Source organism: Streptomyces hokutonensis (assembly GCF_000376565.1).
Taxonomy (GTDB): Bacteria; Actinomycetota; Actinomycetes; order Streptomycetales; family Streptomycetaceae; genus Streptomyces; species Streptomyces hokutonensis.
The window spans coordinates 168,153-191,131 of record NZ_BARG01000025.1; the positions used below are offsets into that span (position 1 = coordinate 168,153).

Sequence of the window (22,979 nt, forward strand, 5' to 3'; positions counted from 1 at the left end):
GGGGTGCTCGCCCTCGCGGGCGGCGGCAGTTACCTCGTGGCGGCCGCCCTGGAACCTCGCCGCCACGCCAAGGCCCCGCTCGCCAGGGCCAGTTGAGACGCCACCTGCGGACGGCGGGCCACCGGTACACGCCGATGGCCGCCGCTCCACGTCCCGCTAGTAGGTGTGCCCGGCCTTCTTGACCTTGCGGGAGACCGTGAACCGGTCCACCTCCGCGCCGGTCGCGGCCAGTGCCCGGACCGTGAGGGTCGTCGTACGGCCCGGGGTGGCGGGGGCGACGTCGACGCGGATGAAGGAGTAGCCGGTGTATCGGACCCGGGACCAGTCGACGTTCTCGGTGACCTTGCCGTCCTTGCCCGTCCAGTACGTCGGCACCGAGTCGATCGCGTCCTCGTGCCCCTCGTAGCTGTCGGCCACCGGGAAGCTGTACACGCTCTCGCCGCCCGCGCCCGCCGTCACGTACACCACGCCGCCATGGGCCGGTTCGTGGGTGCCGCCGATCGGCAGGGCGCGTACGGCCTTGTCCTGGACGACCGGGTCGGTGCGCTCGTAGACGTGGTTGTGGCCGTTGACCACCAGGTCCACCTGGTGCTTCTCGTACAGCGGCACCCACTGCTCGCGCACTCCGCCCTCGGAGGCGTGCGAGCTGGTGGTGGAGAAGGCGCAGTGGTGGTGGAAGACGACGACGAAGTCGACGTCCGTACGGGCCCGCAGCTCACCGAGCCGCTTGTCGAGCCAGGCGGTCTGCCTGCCGCCGGTGTAGCCGATGTTGGCGGGGATCTCGTACGACACGTCGTTGGCGTCGACCGAGACCACGCCCACGTTGCCGTGGACGAAGGAGTAGACACCGGGAGCTGACGTGGCGTCAAAACCGTTCCCGGGCAGGGTGAATCGGGCCTCGTTGCCGCCGTACCCGTTGGGGGAGTACCAGGACTCCATGTCGTGGTTGCCGAACGCCACCATCCACGGCACCCGGCTGGAGAGCGGCTCGATCTGCGCCAGGAACGAATCCCACTGGCGGGCATCGTAGTTGCCCGCGTCGCCGGGCAGCCCGTGGCCGGTCTCCTCCGCGTAGCAGATGTCGCCCGCGTGGAGGTGGAACGCCGGACTCTGCGCCTGGACAAGGGCGTTGAGGCCGATCGAGGTGTAACTCGGGTTCTGGTCACCGAAGGCGGTGAACGTGAACGGCCGGGTGCTGTGTGTGCGGGGCGCGGTGGTGAAGGAGTAGATGGTGTGCGCGGCGCCCGGGTCGGCGGGGTCGAAGCCGTCGTGGCCGACGCCGTAGTAGTACGTCGTGTCGGGGCTCAGGTTGTCCAGGGCCGCGTGCACGTAGTACTGGTCGATGTCGGCGCTCTTGCCGATCCCGGCCGGTGTGAACAGGTCGCGCACCTCAGCGGGTATGCGGTGGCTCAGGTCGAGGGGACTTCTGCCGATCCGCAGGAACGGCTTGCTCACCGGCAGGGGCACCTGCCACGACACGCGCATCTGGGTCCGGGGATCGGCGCCGTAGGCCAGATGCCGGCCGAACGGCGCCACCAGCGAACCGTGCACGGTGTACGTGGTCGACGTCGGCACCAGCGTGGGCGTCGCCGCGGCCGCGACACCCCCGCCGCCCGCGAGGGCGACACCGGTGGCGGCGACCGCGCCACCGCGCAGCAGACCGCGCCGGGAGAAGGCGCGGCGGAGGTACTCGTGTTGCTCGGGCATGCTCAGGGTGTCGGCGAGCCGGTCGGGGAGGCCCATGCGAGGAGTGTTCATGGGCGCGACGCTGGCAGCGCCGGTTGAACGACCGATTGCCGCCTGCCCATGGACTGGCCATATCCCGCCCATCGCCTGGCTTGTTTGCTATGCCTGGGATGTCCCGAGCGGTCGGGTGAAGTGGCGGCCGCCGGCCAGGATGGGCAGCGGCAGGGGGTGATGCTGCGTGCGCGAGCCAGGACTGGTCGTGTCCGGCGCATTGCTTGGCTTGTCCGCTACGCCTCGGATGTTGTCGGCGGCCGGGTGGCGGGTGAAGTGGCGGGCGCCGGCCAGGGTGGCCAGAGGCAGGGGGCTGATGCTGCGTGCGCGAGCCAGGGCTGGCCGTGTCCGGCCCATTGCCTGGCTTGTCTCCTGCGCCTCGGTTGTCCCGAGCGGTCGGGTGAAGTGCCCGGGCGCCGCCAAGATGGGCATCGCCAGGGAGCTGGTGCTGCGTGTGCGAGTCAGGGCTGGCCGTGTCCGGCGCATTGCCTGGCTTGTCCGCTACGCCTCGGATGTCGCAGGCGGCCGGGTGAAGTGCCGCGCCCCGGCCAGGACGAGCAGCGTCAGGGCGGCCGGAGCCGCGTACGCGAGCCGGAACTCGCCCGTGGAACCGAGCAGTCCGCTCACCGCGCCACCAGTGAGGACGCCCGCGTAGTTGAAGAGGTTCAGCCGGGCCAGGACCGTTTCCGAGGCGGCCGGGCGCAGCCGCGCGGCGGAGGCCAGACAGAGCGGGGCAAGCACCGACGCCCCCAGGCCCACCACCCCGGCCGCGAGCACGGCGAACGGCCAGCTCGGCGCCATGGCCATGCCCGCCAGCGCACCCGCCACCACCAGGGCGGCCGTACGGACGACGGCGACCGTCCCGACCCGCTGCACCAGCCGGTCCACGCTCGCGCGGCCGACGACCGTGCCGGCCTGGTACGCCGCGTACGCCATCGGCGCGACCGTGAGCGACGCGGCGAGGGTCCCCCGCAGATAGACCGCCGACCAGGCGGAGACCGTCGAGTCCACGACGTAGACGACGAGCAGGACCAGACCGAAGGGGAGCAGCCGCAGCCACAGCCGGCGCCCCAACGGCGGTTGCGTCGACGGCACTTGGGCGGAAGGGAGGACGTGTGTGCGCAGACAGCAGGCGACGAGCAGCAGGATGCCCGCCTGCACGGCCAGGCCGTCGCCCACGGGCAGGTCGAGCCGGGCCGACCCGGCGGTGAGCAGGGCCGCGAGCACACCGCCTACGCTCCACGCCGTGTAGAAGGAGCCGAACAGGCTGCGTCCGTAGGCGTGTTCGATCGCGGCGGCCCGGGTGTTGATCGCGACGTCGAGGCCGCCCACCGCGAGACCGAAGAGGACGTACGCGCAGATGACGGTCTGCGGGCCGGGCGCCTCTCCGATCAGGGTGAGCGCGACGGCGGCCGTGAGCAGGGCGCCGCGCACCGTGGCGACCGGACCGGCGACGCGGACCGCGGCCAGCCCGAGAAAGCTGCCGAACCCGGCCGCCAGGGCGACCGCGACCAGCGTGGCGGTCGTCAGGAGCGGGGACAGCCCCTGGTGCTCGGTGACCGCGGGGACGGTCGTGTACACGGCGGCGACGGACACACCCTGAGCGGCGAACGCGAGCGTCGCCACCCTTCTGGCGGCGGGGTGCTCGACCCGCGCCCGGCCTGGAGCGCTGACTGACATGCAGGGACCGTAGTCAGGCGGTGCGCGACGGACGCAGGACGCCGGGGGCCGTTGAGGGGACTCCGGCGGCCAAACAAAGCGACCGGTGTGGTCCGGGTGCTTACGGTGGTCGCCCACGAGGAGGTGAGTGCGATGTTCCCCGACCCCGCCCCGGCGGACCCGCACGGGACCAGCCGCAGCACATCGGCGACGATCCAGCCGAACATCCTGCGCTATCTCGTCACCGTCGCCGACGAACGCGGCATCGACCTGCGGCCCCTGCTGAGCCAGGTCGGTCTGGACGAGACGCTCATGCGGTCCGCCGCGCTACGGGTGTCGTACCGGCAGGGCAGCGCGGTGATCCGGCGCGCCGTGGAGCTCACCGGGGACGAGCGGCTGGGCCTGAAGGTCGGCGCGGCGCAGCACCTCACCGCGTGGGGTCTGCTCGGCTTCGCGCTGCTGGCCGCCGACACCCTGCGCCACGCCATCGAGACCGGTGTGACGTACCAGAACATCTCCGGCGCGATGACCGTGTGGTCGACCGGCGTGGACGAGGACGGCGCCTTCGTGCTGCGCGCCGACCTCCCCGATCCCGCCGTCGACCCGAGCGTGGCCTCCTTCCTCGTCGAGGAGGGGCTCGCCTCCGTGGTCACCCTGTCCCGACTGGCCATCGGCCCGGACTTCGCCCCGCGCGTGGTGGAGTTCTCCGCCCCGCCACCCCGTCAACACGCCCTGTACGACGCCGTGTTCGGCTGCCCGGTCCGCTTCCGCGCCCCGGCCGACCGCATCGTCATCGACCCCGCCTGGGCCCGCGCCCCGATGCCCGGCCGGGACCCGGTGACATACGCCTCGACCCTGGAGACGCTCGACGCCCAACTCGCCTCCCGCACCGGGCAACAGGACCTCCTCGAAGTGCTGGAGGTGTCCGTGGCGCAGAGCCTCCCGGTGATCCCGTCCTTCGGTGAACAGGCACGACGGCACGCGACCAGCGAGCGGACCCTGCGCCGCCGGCTGGCCGACTGCGGCACCACCTACGAGGCACTGGCCGAAGGCGTGCGCCGGGAACGCGTCGAACAGCTGCTGCTGCGCCCGGAGTCGACCCTGCGTGACATCGCCCACCGGGCGGGCTTCTCCGACGAACGCGCCCTGCGCCGCGCGGTACGCCGCTGGCACGGCACCTCCCCGGTCCAGCTGCGGGAGCGGCTGCTCCAGGCGGCGGCGCACCGCGCATGACCGGTCAACGGGTGCGGATCCAGACCGACTTCTCCCGCGTCCACTGGTCGAAGGCGTTCGTCGACTTCTCCGCGCCGCCGAACCCGGACTGCTTCCAGCCGCCGAACGGGGTGGTGATGTCCCCTTCGCTGTAGGAGTTGACGGAGACCACCCCTGCTTCGACGCCACGGGCCAGCCGCAGCGCGGTGTCGAGATCGCGGGTCCAGACGGAGGCGGCGAGCCCGTACTCGGTCGCGTTCGCCATCCGGACCGCCTCCTCCTCGGAGGCGAAGGTCTCGACGGTGACCACGGGACCGAACAACTCCCTTGTGAGTACGGCGCTTTCGGCGGGAGCGCGGGTGATCACGGTGGGCGGGTAGTAGGAGCCGCGCGCGGGGAGACCGTGGGGGAGTCCCGCCGTGTGGATCTGGGCCCCGGCCGCGCGGGCGGCGTCGACGGCCCCCGCGACCCGGTCGAAGGCGGCGCGGTCGATGAGCGGCCCCTGCTGGGTCCGCGGGTCGGCCGGATCGCCGACGACAAGGTCCCGCGCCGCCGCCGTGAACCGCTCCACGACCTCCTCGGCGATGCTCCGGTGCACCAACACCCTTGAACCGGCAGTGCAGTTCTGCCCCATCGTCAGGAACGCGGCCTCGATCATGTCGCCGATCAGCTCGTCGCCGTAGGAGAGCGCGTCGGCCATCAGTACCTGAGGGCTCTTGCCGCCCATCTCCAGGGAGACGCGTTTGAAGTTGCTGTCGGCGGCGGCCCTGAGGACGCGGCGGCCGGTGGCGGTGGAGCCGGTGAAGGAGAGGGCCCGGACGAGGGGGTCGTGGGCGAGGGCGGCGCCGGCCCCCGCGCCGTAGCCGGGCAGTACCGTGAGCACGCCGTCGGGCAGGCCGGCCTCGGTGGCGAGGGCGGCGAGGTGGAGGGCCGAGCGCGGGGTGGCCTCGGCGGGCTTGACGAGGAGGCAGTTGCCGGCGACCAGGGCGGGGCCGACCTTCCAACTGGCCATCGCCAGCGGGTAGTTCCACGGCAGGATCGCCGCGCCGACACCGACGGGCTCGCGGGTGACGAGACCGAGCGCGGTGGACCCGCCGGGCGCGACCCGGCCGAAGACCTTGTCGGCCGCCTCTGCGAACCAGCGGATCGCCTCGATCGCCCCCGGCACATCTCCCGTACGGCACTCCGTGATCGGCTTGCCCGCGTCCTCGCTGTCGAGCCGGGCGAGAAGTTCGGCGTCCCGTTCCATCAGGTCGGCCAGCCGCAGCAGTACGGCACTCCGCTCGCGGACCGGCAGCCGCGACCACACCCCTGATTCGTAGGTGAGTTGGGCCTGCTGGGCGGCCTTGGTGACGTCGTCGGCGCTCGCGGCGGGCAGGGTGGTGAGCGGCTCGCCGGTGGACGGGTTGACTACGGTCAGCGTCTCGTTCCTGGTCATGCCTCCTCCACCAACTCCCAGCGCCCGTCGGTCTGTCGGGCCAGTCCGCGACTGCGGAGCTCCTCCAGATAGCGGGCCATGCCGCGGTCGCCGCGCCTGCGGAACAGGGGGAAGATCCTGGGCAGCAGGTTCGGTACGAGCATCGCGCACCGGACCAGACGCGACTCGCCCGACCGGGGGTAGGCCTCCAGGCGTGGCCTGTCCAGCAGGCTGACCACGGCCGCGACGACGTTCGCGGGCTGCTGCGGCCGGTCCTGGAACTGCATCGAGTTGCCGCCGTCCACGGCCTCCTGGCGCAGCATCCGGGTGTCGGTCGCCGAGGGCAGCACCGACCCCGCCAGGATGCCCCTGGCGCGCAGATCCAGGCCGATGGCGAGCATCGCGCCGCGCAGCCCGAACTTGGACGCCGTGTAGATCGGGGTCTCGCCCAGCGGGAAGATCCCGCCCAGGGAGACCGTGGTGACCACCCGGGCGTCCCGCGAGGCCTTCAGCAGGGGGATCGCGATCCGGGTGGCGACCAGTGGGGAGGTCAGATTGAGGGTGATCTCCTGCTCGATGCTCTCGACGCTGCGCGCGTCGAAGCGCTCCGAGCTGGTCATGCCCACGTTGTTCACCAGCACGTCGAGCCGGCCGTGGACCTCGGCGACCCGCTCGAACAGCCCCTCCAGCTGGGCGCGTCGGGTCAGATCGCAGCCGATGCCCGAGTGCCCGGCACCGGGCAGCGCGGCGGCCACCTGCTCGGCGCGGACCCCGTCGATGTCGACGACGACACAGCGCGCGCCGCCCGCCGCGAAACGGTGGCACAACGCACTGCCGATACCGCCCGCGCCGCCCGTGACCAGCATGACCTTGTCGGTGAAGTCGAACCGCCTCATGCCGCCGTCCCCACCTTTCGCGGGGACCGCACCGGCGGTGCCTGGCCCTCGGTGCGCCAGCCCAGCTGCCGGGCCACCCTGCCGAGGTACTTCACGAACGCCCCGCTGTCGACGTATCCGGTGTGCCGGGGCGAGGCGACGAACTTCAGCCCGCCGGACAGATCCGGCCGGTCGGCGCGGATCATCTGCGTGAACCGCTCGGCGTTGGACAGTCCGTGACGCGCGTCGTGCAGATACCCGGCGATCAACTGCGCCTGCATGTCGAAGAGTTGGTACGCCCCGGCGTTGGTCTCGACGAACCCGATGCCGAACAGGCCCCGGTGCTCGCGCGAGAACGACGACAGATACAGGTCGGGATGCTGTTCGTCGCCGAAGTACCGCTGTGCGACCGGGACTTTGTGGACGAAGCCGGTGGCCAACAGGATCAGGTCGAAGTCGTCGTGTGTGCCGTCCGTGAAGTGCACGGTGCTGCCCTCGGCGCGGGCGATGCCGGGCCGGGCGGTGATGTCGCCGTGCTGGAGGTGATGGATCAGCATCGAGTTGATGGCCGGGTGCGTCTCGAACAGCTTGTGGTCCGGCTTCTGCAGGCCCAGCCGCGTCGGATCGCCGTTGACGATCCGCAGCAGACCGCCGAAGAGCCGCTGCGCCAGCCACATCGGCAGATGCGGACCGCTGTTGGCGATGGTGTCCACCGGCCGCCCGAACAGATGCTTGGGGATGAACCAGTAACCGCGCCGCATGCTGATCACCGCACGGTCGGCCGCCCGGGCCGCGTCGCACGCGATGTCACAGCCGGAGTTCCCGGCGCCCACGACCAGCACCCGCCTGCCGCGCAACTCCTCGGCGCTGCGATAGCCGACGGTGTGCCGGACCTCACCTGCGAACTCCCCAGGAATGTCAGGGATGTTGGGATGCCACTGCGAGCCCGTGCACACCACGACCTGCGCGTGCAGGCTCTCCCGCCCGTCGGTCCGGACGACCGTCCAGGTGCCGTCCGCGTTCTTCTCGACGCTCTCGACCCCGACGCCGAACTCGATCCGGTCCGTCAGCCCGTAGGCGTCGGCGAAGGACCGCAGGTACGACAGGATCTGCCGGTGCGGCGGATAGTCCGCGAAGTGATCGGGCATGGGGAAGCCGCTGAAGCCCGACAGGGTCCGGCTGGAGATGAAGTGCGCCGACTCGTACATCGGCCCGCCCGGATTCTCGATGTCCCAGATCCCGCCGAGCCCGGTGTGCCGCTCCAGATGCGTGTACGGCAGCTTCCGCTCCATGAGCGCCCTGGCGACCGCCAGTCCGGCGGGCCCCGCCCCGATCACACACGTGTCCAACTGGCTTTCCGTCACGAGCCTGCCTCCTCGGTCGTCCCGTTTCACGGGTGGTGGAGGAAACGTATGCACCCGCTGTCCTGCGGGAACTGACCCGCGCGGCCAGGGACGGGACCTCGGCGGCCGCGCCGCGGCCGCCGGCGTCCAGCCGGACGCGGACCGACTTGTTCGGACGACTCAGTCGCTATGCTGCTGCCATGGCTCACGTGTCCGCGGCCGAGCGCCGCCCCCAGCTGATCAAAGCGGCCATCGACCTCATGACGAGGGAAGGGGTCGCGGCCGGCAGCACCCGGGCCATCGCCGCCGAGCTGGGGGTCGCCCAGGCCACCGTGCACTACACCTTCGGAACGAAGGAAGGGCTGTACCGCGCGGTCATGGACCAGCTCACGCAGGATCTGGTGGCCCAGGTCGAGCGGGCGGCGCCGGCCGACGGCGGTTTCGAGGAGACGGCGAGCGTGCTGGCCGCCGCGCTGTGGCGGACGGTGCGGGAGCAGCCCGCTAGCCATCAACTCCTGGCGGAACTGACCATGTTCGCGCTCCGCACGCCCGCTCTGAAGGAGTCCCTCGAAACCCACTACCGGGGGTGGACCGAGGTGACCGCGCGACTGATCACGGAGGCGGCCGAGCGCACCGGCCAACCCCTCGCCCAGCCCGTGGACACCATCGCGCGCTTCTTCCTCGCCGGTTTCGACGGGCTCACCCAGCAGCACCTCGCGCTCCCCGACGAGGAGGCCGAACACACCTGCCTCCAGGCCTTCGTGTCCGCCGTGGTGGCGATGGCCGGAGGCCGGCTGGAGCTGGTGGCGGTACCCAGGCCGCGCTGAGCCGACGCGGCGGACAAAGGGCGCTCTCGCATCGTGCGAGGGCGCCCTGACCTGTATCTACGGCCCCTCGAAGGTGTCATGGTCCATAGACTTGGTCACTTGACTTGAGCAGGTGATAAAGTCGGCCCACCGCCTACCGTTCGAGGGAGTTCGTCATGGCCGTCCTGCTGCACCGGCTGGGCCACAGCGCCTACCGGCACCGCAAACTCGTCCTGGGTGTCTGGCTCTTCGTGCTGGCCGCGCTCATCACCTGCGTCGGCGTCTTCGGCGGCAAGCTCGACGACCGCTTCTCGGTGCCGGGCACCGAGTCGCAGCGGGCCTTGGACAGCCTGAGCAAGACCCTTCCCGAAGCCTCGGGCGCGAGCGCCCAGATCGTCTTCACGGCGCCCGCGGGGCACCGGATCACAGAGGCGCCCTATACGGCGGCCATCGCCCGGGCCGTGACCGACGCCAGGAAGGCGCCCCAGGTCGGCGAGGTCGTCGCCCCCCGGACCTCCGGCGCCGTCTCGGCCGACCGGACGACGGCGATCGTCCAGGTCCAGTACCCCGTGCAGAACGCGGAGGTGCGGACCTCGTCCGTGGACGCGATCAAGAACGCGGCCCGCGCGGCGGAGCGGGACGGGCTGCGGACCTCGGTGGGCGGTTCCGTCTTCAACAGCAACGGAGTCCACATCGGGCCGTCCGAGATCATCGGCGTGGCCGTGGCGCTGCTCGTGCTCGTGGTCACCTTCGGTTCGCTGCTCGCCGCCGGCATGGCACTGCTGCCCGCGCTGATCGGTGTGGCGGCAGGACTGACCGGGCTGCTCGCCCTCGCGCCCGCGGTCAGCATCTCCTCCACGGCCGTCACGCTCGCCCTGATGCTGGGACTGGCCGTCGGCATCGACTACGTCCTGTTCATCCTCTCGCGCCACCGACAGCAACTCGCCCGCGGCATCGACCCGAAGGAATCCGTCGCCCTGGCCGTCGGCACGGCCGGAAGCGCCGTGGTCTTCGCCGGCACGACCGTGATCATCGCGCTCGCCGCGCTGAGCGTCATCGGCATCCCGTTCCTGACCACCATGGGTCTCGGCGCCGCGGGCGCGGTCCTCGTCGCCGTACTGGCCGCGATCACCCTCGTCCCCGCCGTCGCGGGATTCGCCGGTACGCGACTCGCCCCCAAGCCCGGCACCCGCGCCGCCCGGCGGGCCGCCGACGCCGAGGGAAACACCGGCCGTACCGCCCTGGGCACCCGCTGGACGAAGTGGGTCATCGCAAAGCCGCTGCTGACCGTGCTCGCCGTCGCGGGCATCCTGGTCACCCTCATGCTGCCCGCCGCCGACCTGCGCCTCGCCCTCCCCGACAACGGCTCCGCGCCCCGGGCCTCCACCCAGCGCACGGCCTACGACACGATCAGCGCCGAGTTCGGTCCCGGCTTCAACGGCCCGCTGCTCGTCCTGGCCGAGACCAACGACCGTACGGCCGGGGCGAGTTCACGGGCCGGTGCCCAAGTGGCCGCGAAACTGCGGACCTTGCGAGACGTCAAAGCCGTCCTGCCGCCCCAGTCCACCGACGACCCGACGCAGAGCGTCATCACCGTGCTCCCCGCCTCCGGACCCGACAGCGCCCGCACCGGCCAACTGGTCCGCGAGATCCGGGACTTCGCACCCGGCCTCCGTGCCACCACCGGCGCGTCGATCGCGGTCACCGGCACCACCGCCGTCAACATCGACGTCTCCAACCGGCTCAGCGACTCCCTGCTGCCCTTCGTCGCCATCGTCGTCGGCCTCAGCCTGCTCCTGCTGATGATCGTCTTCCGGTCGCTGGTCGTCCCCGTCAAGGCCGCCGTCGGTTTCCTCCTGTCGGTGGGCGCCTCGCTCGGTCTGGTCGTCGCCGTCTTCCAGTGGGGCTGGCTGGCCGACGTCCTCGACGTGCCGCACAGCGGTCCCGTCGTCAGCTTCCTGCCGATCATCCTCATCGGCGTGCTGTTCGGGCTGGCTATGGACTACGAGGTGTTCCTCGTGTCCGGGATGCGCGAGGAGTGGGCCCACACCGGCCGGGCCCGCCAGTCGGTCGTCGACGGCGCACGGCACAGTGTGCGGGTCGTCACCGCCGCCGCCCTGATCATGTTCACCGTCTTCGCCGGGTTCTTCCCCCTGGACGACTCCCTCATCAAGCCCATCGCGTTCGCCCTCGCCGTCGGAGTGGCGATCGACGCCTTCGCCGTCCGGATGACGCTCGTACCGGCGGTCCTCGCGCTCGCCGGCCGGGGCGCCTGGTGGCTGCCCGGCTGGCTGGACCGGATGCTGCCCGACCTCGATGTCGAGGGAAGCAGCCTCCGGAAGCCGGAACCGGCGGAGCACAGGGAACCCGAGCCCGCGGTTGCGGGTGGGGCGGGTGGGAACTCCGGGTCGTGACGGGCCGTTGCCCAAATACCGGGCCTTGGCGCGGAGTTGAAGAAGATTTCACCCGAGTCCCAGGGCTCGCCCGAGTCGCCGAGTTCGTCCCACCGCACCCCCACCCCACTCGTCCCCGGAGGCCCGAACGATGACCCGGAACCACCCCCACCCCAGCCGGCGCGCCGCCTTACTCGGCGGCGCCGCTCTGACCGCCCTCGCCGTCACGACCGGCACCGCGAGCGCCAACGCATCAACTGCCCAGGCGAGTTGGCCGACGGAGTTCCCGCTGCCCAACGGCTGGCTCCCCGAGGGCATCGCGATCGGCAGCAGGCCGTACGCCTACATGGGCTCCCGCGCCAACGGCGCGATCTACCGCACCGACCTGCGCACCGGCGAGGGCAAGGTCCTCTCCGAGGGCGCCACCGGCCTGGTCTCCGTCGGGCTGAAGCTCGACCACGACGGCCTGTTGTACGTCGCCGGCAGCACCGGAGCCGCACGAGTCGTGGACTCCCGCACCGGCGAGATCCTGACGACCTATCAACTCGCGCCCGCCACCGGCCACTTCATCAACGACGTCACCCTGCTCGGCGACCGCGCCTGGTTCACGGACTCCCTCGACGCCGTGCTCTACGGCGTCCCCCGCGGCCGTACGGGCGAGGTCACCGCCCTGCCGCTCACCGGCGACTGGGTGCAGACACCCGGGGTGAACAACGCCAACGGCATCGTCGGCACCCCGGACGGCCACGGCCTCATCGTCGTCAGCAGCACCCCCGGCAAGCTCTACCGGGTGTCCCTCAGGACCGGCGCAGCCACCGAGATCGTCCTGAGCGGGGCGTCCGACGTGGTCAACGGCGACGGTCTGTTCCGGATCGGCCGGACGCTGTACGTCGTCCAGAACCGCCTGAACCGGATCAGCGTGTTCGACCTCGACGCCCAGGTCACCACAGCGACCCTGCGCAGCACGATCACCGACCCGCGCTTCGACGTCCCCACGACCGCCGCCCGCTTCGGCAACCGGCTCTATCTGGTCAACGCCCGCTTCACCAGCCCGCAGACGCCCGACACGACGTTCACCGCCGTCGCCGTGCCGATCTGACGCGACAGCGGGCGGGGCTCCCTCCGCAGCTCTTCGCGAAGGGAGCCCCGCCCGTAGGTGAATCCGCGCGTCAGCGGTTCGGCGTCGACTCAACTGCCGCCGTGACAGCCGCCGTTGCCGCGCCGGCGGTGTTCGTGCCGGCGACCGGAGCCGCCGTAGGAGCAGCCGTCTGTCGCGGGCGGAGCAGCAACACGCAGACCAGTGCCGCGAGGAGCGTCAGCGACCCGGCCACCACCAGGCACAGCCGCATGCCGTCCAGGAACGAGTCGCCGAGTGCGCCGAGCGCCCGCCCGGTGTTCACGCCGAGGTTCATGTGCGCGACGGCGCCCAGACCACCGGCGTCGGCCGTCGCCACGATGCTGTGCTGCGTCGCGCCCGTCACCCCGGCGTCGGTCAGATGCCCGGGCAGGGTGTCGAGCGCCTTGGTGGTGAGCAGGGCACCCAGGACGGCCGGGCCGAGCGCGCCGCCGACCTGCCGGAACGCGTTGTTGCCGGCCGCCGCCATCCCCGCCTGCTGATACGGCACGGAGGCCACGGCGGTCGCCGTCATCGGCGTCAGGACGGTCCCCATGCCAAGACCCAGCAGCGCCAGCCGCCACGCGATGGAGGCGAACGAGGTTCCGGCGTCGACGTTGGTCAGCGAGAACAGCGCGCCGGAGATGACCAGCAGACCGCCGGTGATCAGGACGCGCGGGGCGACCCGGTGCATGAGCCGGCCGACCGGCTGGCCGACCACGAGCGCCGCCGCGGTGACCATGAGCAGCCGCCAGGCCGCCCCCAGCGTGTCGAGCTGCTGCACCAGGCCGAAGTACAGGCTGAGCAGGAAGAAGAAGCCGATCAGCGCCAGGAAGGTGATCATCGCGACCAGGGTGGTGGCGGTGAACGCGGGGCTGCGGAACAGCGTCAGATCCAGCATCGGGCTCTCGCTGCGCCGCTCCGCGAACACGAAGGCGACTCCACCGGCCACCGCCGTGAACAGGGCGACCATGACCTTGACGTCCGTGAAGGATCCGGCGCCGCCCTCGATCACGCCGTAGACGAGCGCGGTGATGGAGAGGGTCGCCGTCAGCTGGCCGGGCCAGTCCAGCTTCCGGCCGTGCGGGGCGCGGGAGTCGGGGAGCAGCCGGGCGGCGAAACCCGTCGCGATCAGCGGGACGGGGACGGACAGCAGATAGATCCAGCGCCACGAGGTGTGGTCGAGGATGACGCCCGCTATCAGCGGGCCGACGGCCAGCGCGGCCATGAGGGCGGTCGCCCACAGGCCGATGAACTTGCCGCGCTCGCGGTGGTCGGGCACGGCATGGCTGATCAGCGCGAGGGTGGTGGGCAGCAGGGTCGCCGCGCCGAGACCGGCCAGCGCCTGACCGATCCACAGCACCTGCACCGACTGCGCGCACAGCGCCACGGCGGCACCGGCGGCGGCGAACAGCAGGCCCGCCTGGAACACCTTCTTGCGCCCGTGCACATCGCCGAAGACACCGGCGGTGAGGATGAACGCGGCCATGGGCAGGACGAACGCGTCCTGGACCCAGGACAGTTGGGCGGTCGACGCGTTCAGCGCCGACTGGATCGCGGGCAGGCTCACGGCGACCGTGGTCACCGGCAAGTAGGCGACGAAGACGCCGAGGCAGGCCATGACGAGGGTGGCCGCCCGTCGGTCGGCCGTCCCGCTCGCCGGGGTCGTGACGTTCACGGAGAACTCTCCTTCTTGACTGCGGTGCCCTCGAACGGGCACGCGTCCCAGGATCGGCTCCGGCATCGACAATCACCAACGTGCGACCGGGAAGCGACCGGAAACCTCCATTTCGACCCCGAAGGGTGTCAGACTTTCCCCATGACAGACGTCGTCGACGGAAAAATCCTCCGCGCCCTGCAGTGCGCGCCACGCGCCTCGTTCCGGCTGATCGGGGAGGTGGCCGGGGTCTCGGAGCAGACCGCGGCCCGGCGTTTCCACGCGCTGCGGCGGGCCGGGGTGATGCGGGTGGTCGGTCTGGTCGATCCGGCCGTTCACGGCGACGCGCGCTGGGTGGCCAGGATCCGCTGCCGCCCCGACCGGGTCGGCCCGCTCGCCGACGCGCTCGCCCGACGGCCCGACATCGCCTACGCGGGACTCGCGTCCGGCGGTTCGGAGATCATCTGCGTCATCACCGCACCGGTCCACGTGCCGCGCGACGACGTCCTGCTCCGCCAACTGCCCAAGTCGGCATCGGTGCTGGACGTCAGCATCGACCTGCTCATCCATCCCTTCGGCACGACGGGCAGAAGCGACTGGACGGGCTACGGCGGCCACCTCACACCGGAACAGGTCCAACTCCTCGCCGGTGACCGGCCGTTGGAGCCCACCGGCCCGCCCGTACGCCTCACCGACGAGGACACCCCGCTCCTCGACGCCCTCGCGGAGGACGGCCGCGCCACCCACACCCAGCTCGCCGATCTCACCGGCTGGTCCACGGCCCGCGTGGCCCGTCGCCTGGACGCGCTGGAGACCTCGGGCGCTCTTGTCTACGACGTCGAACTGCTCTCCGCCCGCCTGGGGTTCGCCCTCAATGCCACCCTGTGGCTGCGCGTCGCCCCGGCCCGTCTCGAACGCGTCGGCGAGGAACTCGCGGACCACGCCGAGGTCGCCTTCGCCGCCGCCATCAGCGGCGACTCCAACGTGATGGCCATCGTCGTCTGCCGCGACACGGAGGACCTGTACCGCTATCTGACCACCAAGGTCGCCGCGGTGCCGGGCATCGACGGCTACGGCGTGAGCATCCGCGTCCACACCCTGAAGCAGGCCACCTCGCTCATCGCGCGCGGGCGGCTGGTGCCCCCGGCGTTCGCGTAGGACGGCCGGAGCGCACCGGGCCGGATCACCCGCGGCGGCGGGTGATCCGGTCGACGGAATCGAGGTGCTACGGCGGGTCAGCGCTTGGTGTAGATGAAGCCGACCTTGTCCAGCTCGTCGCCGGAGCGACCGTGGAAGCCGGCGATCTGCCAGCCGGACGGGGCGGTGCGAGTCACGCAGTCCGAGGTGGTGGTGCCACCGGCCAGGGTGTTGCCCAGGTTGGTGGTGAACTTGGCGTAGAAGATCCGCGTGGTGTCGTTGTACTTGCTCTCGCACAGGTACGCCGACGTCACGTACTCGCCGCTGCCCAGCGTCAGCGAGGACGCGGTGCCGCCGGTCCCGCCGTGGGTGAGCGTGGTGCCGTTGGCGAGGGTGATGCCGACCTGGTCGACGCGGGAGCCGGAACGCAGCGAGATCTTGGTGGCGCGGGCGGCGGCCGGGACGCTGTCGATGTCCTGGTAGTAGTCGCCGTGCGGGCCGCCGAACTGGTCGCTGAGCTGGAAGTCCGCGTTCTGCGACCAGGTGAAGCCGACCGTGATCGGGTCGTGGTCGGAGAGCATCAGCCCGTCCGAGGTCAGGAACTTGGCGTGCTCGTTGTTGTACGAGGTCGCGTTGAGCGTGACCAGCTTGCTGCTGCGGTAGAGGACCTTGTCCACGACCTCGCAGGTGTTGGGCACGGTCGCCCCGGTCTGGTCGCACACCAGCGCGTCGCTGCCCTTGACCGGTGCGACGCCGCCGCGGATCAGCTTGACCCAGGCGTCGGTGAGTCCGTTGTTCGACGCGAACTCCGCGATGGTGTCGGCGGCACGGGTGTAGCGGGTGTTCGTGTCACCCATCACCACGACGGCGTTGCCCGCCGAGTGGGTGCTGATGAACGAGGTCAGCTGGCTGAGATTGTCGGCGCGGGAGGCCTCGTCGCCGTCGTTCGTACCGGCGTTGGTGTGCAGGTTGTAGAAGTCGACGTACACGCCCTCGGAGAGGCGCTCACGCATGAACGTGAAGCCCTTGGGAGTGAGGCAGTCGCCCGAGTCGATCTGGCAGGAGTTCCAGTGGACGCGCTCGAAGTCGTCGCCGTCCCAGGCGTAGTTGGAGACGGTGTTGAGCCCGCTGCCGATGCCCGCGCCGCCGCTGGTCGCGGTGCGGTAGGGGTGGGTGTCGGTGGAGTACAGGTAGGCGTGGTAGTTGAAGTCCTCCTGCACGTTCACGATGTCGTACGGGGCGATGCGCGTGCCGATCGCGGTGGTGCTCGTGTCGCGCGGGGTCGAGGCGCTGGACAGCGACTCGGGCAGCCCGGCGACGTTGTAGCTGAGCACGCTGAAGCTGCCCGAGGTCGCGGCGGCGGCCGGAGTGGCGGCAGCCACCGTGAGCCCGCCCAGGGCCGCGGCAGCGGTCGCCAGACAGGCGAGAAGTCTGCGCATGGGGAAGTGCCTCCTGCGGAGTGACAGAGGGGGAGGGTGGTGCGGCGGTCATGTCGAAATGTAGCGACAAGCGCTTGCTGTGGCTCCCCTCCGGCCGCACTGAATCTGGAATTCCGCGTGACGTCGAGATGGCCAAGTCCCCTTGTATGCCCGTTTGTTGACGGTGCGGGGGGATAGCGTCCAGGGGCGCCGGTCGGCAGCAACCGCTCAACCGGCGCGGGCCCCCGCTGCTACGGGCGCGCCAAATGCCGCATCGTCAGCGCCAGTTGCAGCCGCAGCCGCCCCTGCGGAGTGCGTACCGGCCAGCCCAGCAGGGACTCCGCGTGGGTCAACCGGTCCTGGAGCGTGGAGTGGTGGACGTTGATCTCGGTGGCCGCCGCGCGCAGGCTCGGGGTGGCGGCGACGGCGTTCAGAGTGGCCAGCAGCCAGGGCGCGTTCGCCGCCGCAGCTTCCAGGTCGTGGACGTCGGGCGGCGGTTCGGCGCCCGGCGCGACCAGGTCGGCGAGGAGCACGATGCCGCCGAGCGCGTCGGCGTACACGATCCGCTCGCCCGGGTCCTGTGCGGTCCCGTCGGCGGTGAAGCGGAGGGCGGTGCGGGCGGCGGCCCAGGAGCGGGGCAGGTCCAGCACGGGGACGGCGGGCCCGATGCCCAGCCGTCCGGCGGGCAGTTCGGTGTCCGTCGGGAGCGGCTGCGGGTGCGCCGGAGCCGGCTGCGGGCCGCCGTCCGGGTGCGGGGCGACCGACACGGGCCGCCCGCCGCCGCACGTACCGGTGTCGCGCGGCGCCACGACGACCCGGGGCGGCCGGTCCAGCGGGGCGACGACACGGGCCCGGGTCGCGGGGTCGGCCACGTCCAGACCGAGGCGGCGGGCCGCGTGCAGCCGGGCCTGCTCCGGGGCCGTGGCGTCGAGCAGCGTCTCCACCAGCTCCGGATCGTCGGCGGGCACCCGGCCCCGCGTGCGGTCGAGCACCAGCCGTACAACGCCGGCCGCCCGCTCCAGGATCACCGCGTCGACGACACTGGGCGCCGCCTCCGCCGTACGTTCCAGCCACAGCGCCGAGGCCCCGCCCGGTGTCAGCGCGAAGGACGGCCAGGAGGGATCCGGCGGCGACTCGCTGTCCCTGCGGGTGCCGTCCGCCTCGACCCGCACCCGGACCCGCCGCTCGGCGTCGACCAGCCGTGCGGGGCACCCGGCCAGCACCGCCGCCCCGCGCACCAGCGCCTCGAGACCGGCCCGCGACTCGGCGAGCCGATCGAAGTACCCGATGACCTGGACGGCGGCACCGGCGTCCGGATCCAGCGCGGTCAGGCGCCCGGCCAGCTCTTTCATATCCCCATGGTGCGTCATGGAACGGGTGTGCAGGAGCCCGCGGACAAGGTTCCGTCGAGGGAGAGCGCGGGGGGCGAGGGGGAGTGCGGAGGCGACGCGTGGAATGCCCCCGGACTCCGAGGAACGCGGACCACCGGCGCCGACCGGGACGACCCGTCTCCGTGCGTGCGCCTACAGCAGCCTCCGATCGCCCCCCGCCCGCGGCCTCGTACGGCAGCCGCCCGAACGCCCTATGACCCCAACAGCCGCCGCAGCCAGGCCAGATGGGCGGCCCGGGCCGCCTGCGACAGCGCCGCTTGCGGGGCGAAGCCGTCGAAGCCGTGGAAGCCGCCGGGCCAGACGTGGAGTTCGGCGACGCCGCCCGCCTGCCAGAGGCGGGACGCGTAGGTGACGACTTCGTCGCGGAAGGTCTCCGCCGAGCCGACGTCGAGGAAGGCCGGGGGCAGGCCGGTGAGGTCCTCCGCGCGGGCCGGTGCGGCGTACGGGGACACGTCGGGGCCGCCGCGGCGGTCGCCGAGGAGCGCGGTCCAGCCGGTCTCGTTGGCCGTGCGGTCCCAGACGCCGACGCCGGCCATCTGGTGCGCGGAGGGGGTGTCGTTGCGGTCGTCGAGCATGGGGCACAGCAGCAACTGGCCGATCGGGCGCGGGCCGCCGCGGTCCCGGGTGAGCAGGGCCAGCGCGGCACACAGGCCGCCGCCCGCGCTCGCGCCCATGACGATGATCCGCTCCGGGTCGCCGCCGATCTCCTTCGCGTGCTCCGCCGTCCACAGCAGACCGGCGTACACGTCCTCGATCGGCGCGGGGTGCGGGTGTTCGGGCGCCAGCCGGTACTCCACCGACACCACCACCGCGTCGAGCTCCCGCGCGTACTCCAGCGCCCCGGTCACCCCGACCCGCCTGTCGCCGAGCACCATGCCGCCGCCGTGCACGTGATAGATGACGGGCAGCGGCCCGGTCGTCGCGGGCGCGGTCGGGCGGCCGATCAGCAGCGTGACGGCGGGCTCGCCCACCGGACCCGCCACCTCCCGGTCCTCGATGTCGAAGGCCCCGTCCAGGGTCAGATCCATCTGCATCGACTGCAGGATCATCGGACCGCGGCGGATCTCCTCGATGTCTTCCGGCGACATCCCGGGCGAGATGAACTCCTTGATCAACTCCAGCGCTGCGGCGAGTTCGGGGTCGAACGGGGGCGGGACGGACGTCATGCGCTTCTCCTGACGCTGGGCGCGGCGGCTCGTACGGCCATACTCCGCGCGCCTACCCCCGATCCGCCCACCGCCGTCCGGCGGAACCTCCCCGCCGGACGGCGGGTGCCCGGCCGTACGGTCCGCCGCACAGCGCTTGACTTCGAGAACGCTCGAAGACCTACCGTCACGAAGGACGGTGAAGGTCCGGGCGAACTGTGGAACGGAGTCGGACATGCGGGTCGGTGTGCACATCAACCGGTTCAACCATCCCGGAGGGCCCGCGGCGATCGGGCCCGAGCTGGCCGCCGCGGGCGCCGCGGCCGAGGCGGCGGGCGTCAGCTGGCTGTCGGTGATGGACCACTACTTCCAGATGGAGTTCAACGGCGGCGCCGAGGACCCCATGCTGGAGGCCTACACGACACTGGGCTTCCTGGCCGGGCACACCTCCACGGTCCGGCTCGGCGCGCTGGTGACCGGTGTGACGTACCGGAATCCGGGGCTGCTCGCGAAGATCGCCACCACGCTCGACGTGCTCTCCGGCGGCCGGGCCACGCTCGGCATCGGGGCCGCCTGGTACGACCGTGAGCACCACGGTCTCGGCGTGTCGTATCCGCCGGTCGCGGAGCGGTTCGAGCGGCTGGAGGAGACCCTGCGGATCTGCCTCCAGATGTGGGACCCGGAGGCCAACGGCCCCTTCGAGGGCGAGCACTACCGGCTCGCCGAGACCCTGTGCGTGCCCGCGCCGGTCAGCAGCCCGCACCCCGAGATCATGATCGGCGGCAGCGGCGAGAAGAAGACCCTGCGGCTGGTCGCGCAGTACGCCGACGCCTGCAACCTGATCGTGTCGACGCCGGACGAGCTGCGGCACAAGCTCGAGGTGCTGCGCGGGCACTGCGACCGGCTGGGGCGCGACTACGACCGCATCCGCAAGACGATCGTGCACACGGGCGAGTCGGTCACCACGGGCGACCTCGACGCCTTCCTGCGGGAGATCGACGGATTCACCAAGCTCGGCGTCGACACGGTGATCCTGGGCCCGCGGAGCGGGGAACCGGCCGAGTGGATCGAGCGCTTCGCGGCCCCGGCGGTGCCGCGCCTGGCCGAGCTGGACTGAGACGGGAAGCGCGAAGGGGCCGGAGCCGTGCGGGCTCCGGCCCCTTCGACGCGGGGTGCCGTGGATCAGGCGGCGACGGTCTCGCCGGCGTGGCCGTGCAGACGGGTCAGGACCTCGGTCAGCTGGGCGGCGACCTCGGCGTCGTCGGCCGGGTGGGTCTCGGCGAAGCGGACCACGGAGCCGGGGATGGAGAGCTTGATCTCCTCGATCACCTTGCCGCCGGCGATGCCCACCGACTTACGGGTCTCGTCCTGCGCCCACACGCCGCCGAACTGGCCGAAGGCGGTGCCGACGACGGCGACCGGCTTGCCGCCGAAGGTGCTGGCGCCGTACGGGCGGGACAGCCAGTCGATGGCGTTCTTCAGGACGGCCGGGATGGTGCCGTTGTACTCGGGGGAGAAGAACAGGAACGCGTCGGTGGCCCGGGCGGCCTCGCGCAGCTTGGCGGCGGCGGCCGGGAGCTTGTCCTCGACGTCGATGTCCTCGTTGTAGAACGGGATGTCGGCGAGGCCTTCGAAGATCTCGATGTCGGCGCCCTCGGGCGCGAACTTCACGGCGGCCTCGGCGAGCTGGCGGTTGTGCGAGCCGGCACGCAGGCTGCCGACGAGCGCGAGGATACGAACAGACATGGGGGACTCCAAGGGGGGTGAAACATTGCCGTTACGATCCGGACCGAGGTCCGTTTAAAGTTGTAGCAGGCTAAGCGGACCACGGTCCAGTTTCATTCCCGGTGCTTTACGCTGTCTTCATGTCCAGCGCCCTGCCGCCCTTCCCGAAGCCCGAGGAGTCCATAAGCGAGCCCCAGTTGCTGGAGGTCCGCTCCTTCGGCGACGAGCCGTGCCTGCGCGCCGACGCGGCCCGCAACCGGGCCAAGCTGCTGGAGGCCGCCGCCCGCCTGATCGCGGAGCACGGTGTGGCCGGCGTCACCATGGAGGCGGTGGCCACCGCGGCCGAGGTCGGCAAAGGGACCGTCTTCCGCCGCTTCGGCGACCGCACCGGCCTGCTGATGGCCCTGCTGGACCACTCGGCGAAGACGCTCCAGGCCGATTTCATGGGCGGACCGCCGCCGCTGGGCCCCGGGGCACCCCCGGTCGAGCGGCTGCGGGCGTTCGGCGTGGCGGTCCTCTACCGCTCGGCGGAGCAGCTGGACCTGCAACTGGCCGCACAGCCGGACCCGGCCCGCCGGTTCTCCCACACCGCGCTCCGGGCGCTGCACACCCACGTCACCATGCTGCTCCGGCAGATCCTGCCCGACGCCGACTGCGAACTGCTCTCCCAGCCCCTCATGGCCTATCTCGACCCCGCCCTGATCAACCATCTGACCAGGCAGTGCGGGATGCCCATGGAGCGTCTCGAGGCCGGCTGGATCGACCTCGTCGCCCGCCTGACGGCCACGCCCCCGCCCTGCTGAGCCCGCCTCAGGCGTGGCCGGCGAACATGTCGAGGATGCCCTGCGGGGCGTCGGCCCGGAACATCAGCTCGCCGTTGGCCGCCGAGTCCGCCGCCGACTCCTCGCCGCGCGGGAACAGCTTCTCCTCGTAGGCGGCGAGCGCGGCCTCGGTGTCGCCCGGGTGCGCGGCCAGCGCGCGGCCCAGGTCGGCCCCGTCGAGCATCGCGAGGTTGGCGCCGACGCCCGCGAACGGGGACATCAGATGGGCCGCGTCGCCCAGCAGCGTGACCCCGGGCACCCGGTCCCAGCGGTGCCCGATCGGCAGCGCGTGGATCCGCCGCGGGGTCAGCGGCCCGTCCGCGTCGCCGAGCAGCGCCCGCAGACTCTTGTCCCAGTCGGCGAAGTGCCCGAGCGTGTACGTCTTCGCCGCCTCGGTGTCCGTGAAGTCGACGCCGTCGAACTCGTCCTCGGGGACGGTGAGCGCCACATAGATGTGCAGGCTCCCGTCGGTCTCGCGGTGGCCCAGGAAGCCCTTGCCCGCGCCGAGCGCCATCAGCATGCCGCCGCCGACCACTTCGGCGCTCACCGGGTGCCGTAGGTCGGCGTCGGGCAGGTCCACCTCCACGAACGAGATGCCGGTGTACGCGGGCCGCGCGTCCGAGAGCAGGGGCCGCACCCGGGACCAGGCGCCGTCCGCACCGATCAGCAGATCGGTGGTGAAGGTGGTGCCGTCCGCGAGCGTCACCTCGTGCCGGCCGCCGTCCAGCGGGCGGGCGCCGGTGACCTTCGCGCCCCACCGGACGGTGCCCTCGGGCAGGGAGTTCAGCAGCAGGTCGCGCAGTTGGCCGCGGTCGATCTCGGGGCGCCCGCTGGTGCCGTCGTCGGGATCGTCCAGCAGGACCGTGGCCGCCTTGTCGAGAACGCGGGTGGCCTCGCCGCCCGGGTGGACCAGCGCGCGGAACTCCTCGTACAGGCCGGCCGCGCGCAGTGCCGGCTGCCCCGAGTCCTCGTGGATGTCGAGCATGCCGCCCTGGGTGCGCGCGGCGGGGGAGGCGTCGAGGTCGAAGACGGCGGCCTCGACGCCGTTGACGTGCAGGACCCGGGCGAGCGTGAGCCCGCCGAGTCCGCCGCCGATGATCGCGAGGGGGTGGTGGGGGGTGGTCATGGT

Annotated in this window: 18 protein-coding genes; 7 read left to right on the forward strand and 11 right to left on the reverse strand. The window is 71.8% G+C overall.

Annotation, left to right across the window (positions count from 1 at the left end):
* Positions 1-156 precede the first annotated feature (156 nt).
* Together SSP08S_RS14745 and SSP08S_RS14750 are read right to left on the reverse strand one after the other, a co-directional pair.
* Entirely contained in the window at positions 157-1,743 is a 1,587-nt protein-coding gene (locus SSP08S_RS14745) for a purple acid phosphatase family protein (protein ID WP_019068382.1), read from the reverse strand.
* 495 nt (positions 1,744-2,238) lie between these two features.
* The gene (locus SSP08S_RS14750; protein ID WP_078532425.1) at positions 2,239-3,417 is read right to left on the reverse strand and encodes an MFS transporter; all 1,179 of its coding nucleotides are present in this window, start codon (positions 3,415-3,417) and stop codon (positions 2,239-2,241) included.
* A 132-nt stretch (positions 3,418-3,549) separates the two neighbouring features.
* On the opposite strand from SSP08S_RS14750, the gene SSP08S_RS14755 reads away from it, so the two are divergent.
* The gene (locus SSP08S_RS14755; protein ID WP_019068384.1) at positions 3,550-4,629 is read left to right on the forward strand and encodes an AraC family transcriptional regulator; all 1,080 of its coding nucleotides are present in this window, start codon (positions 3,550-3,552) and stop codon (positions 4,627-4,629) included.
* Between the two features lie 4 nt (positions 4,630-4,633).
* On the opposite strand, the gene SSP08S_RS55325 is transcribed toward SSP08S_RS14755, so the two are convergent.
* From SSP08S_RS55325 to SSP08S_RS14770, 3 genes are read right to left on the reverse strand one after another with little or no spacing between them, the layout of a single operon-like run.
* Positions 4,634-6,046 (reverse strand): aldehyde dehydrogenase family protein, encoded by a 1,413-nt coding sequence (locus SSP08S_RS55325; RefSeq protein WP_019068385.1) that lies wholly within the window; start codon positions 6,044-6,046, stop codon positions 4,634-4,636.
* Complete coding sequence (locus SSP08S_RS14765; protein WP_019068386.1) at positions 6,043-6,921, reverse strand: SDR family NAD(P)-dependent oxidoreductase; 879 nt, start codon at positions 6,919-6,921, stop codon at positions 6,043-6,045. Before SSP08S_RS14765 ends, SSP08S_RS55325 begins: the two co-directional genes overlap by 4 nt.
* Positions 6,918-8,264, reverse strand: a complete 1,347-nt coding sequence (locus tag SSP08S_RS14770) for a flavin-containing monooxygenase (protein ID WP_019068387.1) — start codon at positions 8,262-8,264, stop codon at positions 6,918-6,920. Before SSP08S_RS14770 ends, SSP08S_RS14765 begins: the two co-directional genes overlap by 4 nt.
* Positions 8,265-8,443: 179 nt before the next feature.
* On the opposite strand from SSP08S_RS14770, the gene SSP08S_RS14775 reads away from it, so the two are divergent.
* From SSP08S_RS14775 to SSP08S_RS14785, 3 genes are all read left to right on the forward strand, one after another.
* Positions 8,444-9,070 (forward strand): TetR/AcrR family transcriptional regulator, encoded by a 627-nt coding sequence (locus SSP08S_RS14775; RefSeq protein WP_019068388.1) that lies wholly within the window; start codon positions 8,444-8,446, stop codon positions 9,068-9,070.
* A 155-nt stretch (positions 9,071-9,225) separates the two neighbouring features.
* Entirely contained in the window at positions 9,226-11,463 is a 2,238-nt protein-coding gene (locus SSP08S_RS14780; protein ID WP_019068389.1) for an MMPL family transporter, read from the forward strand.
* Positions 11,464-11,593: 130 nt separating this feature from the next.
* Positions 11,594-12,541, forward strand: a complete 948-nt coding sequence (locus SSP08S_RS14785; RefSeq protein ID WP_019068390.1) for a superoxide dismutase — start codon at positions 11,594-11,596, stop codon at positions 12,539-12,541.
* Between the two features lie 70 nt (positions 12,542-12,611).
* Here the strand turns inward: SSP08S_RS14785 and SSP08S_RS14790 are convergent, their stop codons facing one another.
* Entirely contained in the window at positions 12,612-14,234 is a 1,623-nt protein-coding gene (locus SSP08S_RS14790; RefSeq protein ID WP_019068391.1) for an MFS transporter, read from the reverse strand.
* Positions 14,235-14,375: 141 nt separating this feature from the next.
* Between SSP08S_RS14790 and SSP08S_RS14795 the strand changes: the two genes are divergently transcribed.
* Positions 14,376-15,371, forward strand: coding sequence for an Lrp/AsnC family transcriptional regulator (locus SSP08S_RS14795; RefSeq protein ID WP_019068392.1), 996 nt, complete (start codon positions 14,376-14,378; stop codon positions 15,369-15,371).
* Between the two features lie 77 nt (positions 15,372-15,448).
* Here SSP08S_RS14795 and SSP08S_RS14800 read toward each other — a convergent pair whose 3' ends face one another.
* From SSP08S_RS14800 to SSP08S_RS14810, 3 genes are all read right to left on the reverse strand, one after another.
* Positions 15,449-16,789 (reverse strand): jacalin-like lectin, encoded by a 1,341-nt coding sequence (locus tag SSP08S_RS14800; RefSeq protein ID WP_019068393.1) that lies wholly within the window; start codon positions 16,787-16,789, stop codon positions 15,449-15,451.
* A 230-nt stretch (positions 16,790-17,019) separates the two neighbouring features.
* Positions 17,020-18,120 carry a helix-turn-helix domain-containing protein gene (locus SSP08S_RS14805; protein WP_019068394.1) on the reverse strand — a complete coding sequence of 367 codons (1,101 nt, stop codon included), beginning with the start codon at positions 18,118-18,120 and terminating at the stop codon, positions 17,020-17,022.
* Between the two features lie 230 nt (positions 18,121-18,350).
* Positions 18,351-19,325, reverse strand: a complete 975-nt coding sequence (locus tag SSP08S_RS14810) for an alpha/beta hydrolase fold domain-containing protein (RefSeq protein ID WP_019068395.1) — start codon at positions 19,323-19,325, stop codon at positions 18,351-18,353.
* A 214-nt stretch (positions 19,326-19,539) separates the two neighbouring features.
* Between SSP08S_RS14810 and SSP08S_RS14815 the strand changes: the two genes are divergently transcribed.
* A complete protein-coding gene (locus SSP08S_RS14815) occupies positions 19,540-20,421 on the forward strand; it encodes an LLM class F420-dependent oxidoreductase (protein WP_019068396.1) in 882 nt (293 codons plus the stop codon).
* A gap of 65 nt (positions 20,422-20,486) precedes the next feature.
* Here SSP08S_RS14815 and SSP08S_RS14820 read toward each other — a convergent pair whose 3' ends face one another.
* On the reverse strand, positions 20,487-21,050 hold the full coding sequence (locus SSP08S_RS14820) for an NADPH-dependent FMN reductase (RefSeq protein ID WP_019068397.1): 564 nt from the start codon (positions 21,048-21,050) through the stop codon (positions 20,487-20,489).
* A 101-nt stretch (positions 21,051-21,151) separates the two neighbouring features.
* Between SSP08S_RS14820 and SSP08S_RS14825 the strand changes: the two genes are divergently transcribed.
* Positions 21,152-21,832, forward strand: coding sequence for a TetR/AcrR family transcriptional regulator (locus tag SSP08S_RS14825; RefSeq protein WP_026178495.1), 681 nt, complete (start codon positions 21,152-21,154; stop codon positions 21,830-21,832).
* 7 nt (positions 21,833-21,839) lie between these two features.
* Here the strand turns inward: SSP08S_RS14825 and SSP08S_RS14830 are convergent, their stop codons facing one another.
* A complete protein-coding gene (locus tag SSP08S_RS14830) occupies positions 21,840-22,976 on the reverse strand; it encodes an FAD-dependent oxidoreductase (RefSeq protein WP_019068399.1) in 1,137 nt (378 codons plus the stop codon).
* Positions 22,977-22,979 lie beyond the last annotated feature (3 nt).

Bases quoted from the DNA above. Each gene is read 5' to 3' on its own strand.
- SSP08S_RS14745 (WP_019068382.1), bottom strand. From the start codon at position 1,743: ATGGGCCTCCCCGACCGGCTCGCCGACACCCTGAGCATGCCCGAGCAA.
- SSP08S_RS14750 (WP_078532425.1), bottom strand. From the start codon at position 3,417: ATGTCAGTCAGCGCTCCAGGCCGGGCGCGGGTCGAGCACCCCGCCGCC.
- SSP08S_RS14755 (WP_019068384.1), top strand. From the start codon at position 3,550: ATGTTCCCCGACCCCGCCCCGGCGGACCCGCACGGGACCAGCCGCAGC.
- SSP08S_RS55325 (WP_019068385.1), bottom strand. From the start codon at position 6,046: ATGACCAGGAACGAGACGCTGACCGTAGTCAACCCGTCCACCGGCGAG.
- SSP08S_RS14765 (WP_019068386.1), bottom strand. From the start codon at position 6,921: ATGAGGCGGTTCGACTTCACCGACAAGGTCATGCTGGTCACGGGCGGC.
- SSP08S_RS14775 (WP_019068388.1), top strand. From the start codon at position 8,444: ATGGCTCACGTGTCCGCGGCCGAGCGCCGCCCCCAGCTGATCAAAGCG.
- SSP08S_RS14780 (WP_019068389.1), top strand. From the start codon at position 9,226: ATGGCCGTCCTGCTGCACCGGCTGGGCCACAGCGCCTACCGGCACCGC.
- SSP08S_RS14785 (WP_019068390.1), top strand. From the start codon at position 11,594: ATGACCCGGAACCACCCCCACCCCAGCCGGCGCGCCGCCTTACTCGGC.
- SSP08S_RS14795 (WP_019068392.1), top strand. From the start codon at position 14,376: ATGACAGACGTCGTCGACGGAAAAATCCTCCGCGCCCTGCAGTGCGCG.
- SSP08S_RS14800 (WP_019068393.1), bottom strand. From the start codon at position 16,789: ATGCGCAGACTTCTCGCCTGTCTGGCGACCGCTGCCGCGGCCCTGGGC.
- SSP08S_RS14805 (WP_019068394.1), bottom strand. From the start codon at position 18,120: ATGAAAGAGCTGGCCGGGCGCCTGACCGCGCTGGATCCGGACGCCGGT.
- SSP08S_RS14810 (WP_019068395.1), bottom strand. From the start codon at position 19,325: ATGACGTCCGTCCCGCCCCCGTTCGACCCCGAACTCGCCGCAGCGCTG.
- SSP08S_RS14815 (WP_019068396.1), top strand. From the start codon at position 19,540: ATGCGGGTCGGTGTGCACATCAACCGGTTCAACCATCCCGGAGGGCCC.
- SSP08S_RS14820 (WP_019068397.1), bottom strand. From the start codon at position 21,050: ATGTCTGTTCGTATCCTCGCGCTCGTCGGCAGCCTGCGTGCCGGCTCG.
- SSP08S_RS14830 (WP_019068399.1), bottom strand. From the start codon at position 22,976: ATGACCACCCCCCACCACCCCCTCGCGATCATCGGCGGCGGACTCGGC.